This is a genomic window from Streptomyces tricolor, assembly GCF_002155905.1.
Classification (GTDB): Bacteria; Actinomycetota; Actinomycetes; order Streptomycetales; family Streptomycetaceae; genus Streptomyces; species Streptomyces tricolor.
Genome location: NZ_MUMF01000675.1, coordinates 1 through 1,771, shown reverse-complemented (window position 1 = coordinate 1,771; position 1,771 = coordinate 1). Strand labels below are relative to the sequence as shown.

Here is a 1,771-nt window from a genome sequence, read left to right as displayed (position 1 = left end):
GCGCTGAACGCCGGCCCCGGCCGCGCGGGCCCGGGGCGGCGCCGGTTGGAGCCGTGTTCCAGATGGTTTCCAGAGCGCGGACCGACGATCGGATCTCCGGAGCACGGAACTGCTGGAGAGGACACCGATGCGCTGATGCCGGGTAACGAGGACGGTCTGGTCGCTGCGGGACGCCGGCTGGCGGAAACCGCCGCACCGCACGCGCTGAAGTCGGAGACGGCCCGGCGGCTGACGCCGGAGGTGGCGGACGCCATCGTCGAGGCCGGGTTCCCCCGCCACTTCGTGCCCGCCCGCTGGGGCGGCACCGAGGGGACCTTCGTGGACTGTGTGCGGGCGGCGGCGCACACCGCCGAGGGCGATCCGTCCGCCGCCTGGGTGGCGTCGGTCGTCGCCTCGCTCGGCCGGATGGCCACCTATCTGCCCGAGGCCGGACAGCGGGCCCTGTGGCAGCGGACGCCGGACACCTTCATCGCCTGCGGCCTGGTGGCGAGCGGCACCGCCACGGAGGAGGGCGACGGCTGGCGGGTACGCGGCGTCTGGCAGTACGTGAGCGGCATCCACTTCTCCGACTGGGCCCTGGTCGCCTGCCCGGTGCCGGCCGGCGACGACGGGCACGAGGTGCGCTTCCTGCTGCTGCCCCGGTCCGCGTACACCGTCGAGGACAGCTGGTTCACGGTCGGCATGCGGGCCACCGGAAGCGACAGCCTGCGCATCGACGACGCCTTCGTGCCGAAGGAGTACTCCTTCCCGCGCGGCGCGCTGCTGGCCGGCACGCCCCCCGAGGGCGCGCCCCGCACCTCCGCCGTCCCGCTGCGCGCCGTGAGCGGACTGACGTTCGCGGGTCCGGTGCTCGGCGCGGCGCGCGGGGCGCTGCGGGCCTTCGGGGCCGACCTGACGCGCCGGCGCGCGAGCGGCCCCGGCCACCGGGTACTGGCCGGGAACGACGCCGCGGCGCAGACCGCGCTCGCCCGCGGTCTCGCGCGGACCGAGGCCGCGGGGCTGCTGCTGGAGGAGGCCGCGACGGCGGCCGACCGGGGCGTCGCGCCGGGCCCCGGCACGGCGCGGCTCGCGCTGCACCACGCCGTCGTCGCCGACCTGCTCGCCGACACCGTCCAGGACGTGCTCCGGCTGTCCGGCACCTCGTCGCACGACCAGCAGGCGCCGCTGCAGCGCTTCTGGCGGGACGCGACCACCGCCGCGAGCCACGCCGTCCTGCGGTTGGAGCCGGCGGGACGGGAGTACGTGGACGCGCTCGTCGCCCAGGACGCCTTCGGCGGCGGGACCATCGAGGAAGGGGAGGCGGGGCGTTGACCATCACCCCGGGGAAGATCGTCCTGCCGGGCGAGGTCGAGCCCGTGCGCTGGACGGTGGAATCGGGCAGGTTCCTGCTGCGCGGCACGGACACCGGCGGGCTGTTCTCGCTCATGGAGTTCATCACCCCGCCCGACGGGGGGCCGCCGCTGCACCTGCACGAGAACGAGGACGAGACCTTCGTGGTGACCAGCGGGGCCTACGAGTTCCGGCTCGGCGACAAGCGGTACGAGGCCGGGGTGGGCACCGTCGTCTACGGGCCCCGGGGCACCAGCCACGCCTTCCGGAACATCGCCGGTACGACCAGCACCCTGCTGTGTTTCGCCACGCCGGGCGGCGCCGAGCTGATGTTCGAGGAACTGATCGAGCTGCGCGAGCGTGAGCCCCGGCTCGGCTGGCAGGACATCCTCGCCCTGGCCACCAAGCACCGCATCAGCTATCCCGAGGGACCGCCGCCCGG

General features: G+C 75.1%; 2 protein-coding genes. Both read left to right on the top strand.

Annotated features, from left to right (window positions below; all coding sequences use genetic code 11):
• The first annotated feature begins 135 nt into the window (after positions 1-135).
• Positions 136-1,311: an acyl-CoA dehydrogenase family protein gene (locus CCN44_RS37115; RefSeq protein WP_059247970.1), complete on the top strand. Its 1,176-nt coding sequence runs from the start codon at positions 136-138 to the stop codon at positions 1,309-1,311.
• Positions 1,308-1,771 (top strand): cupin domain-containing protein (locus tag CCN44_RS37110; RefSeq protein WP_086703119.1); only part of this gene is annotated, 464 nt, incomplete at its 3' end. The genes CCN44_RS37115 and CCN44_RS37110, both read left to right, overlap by 4 nt.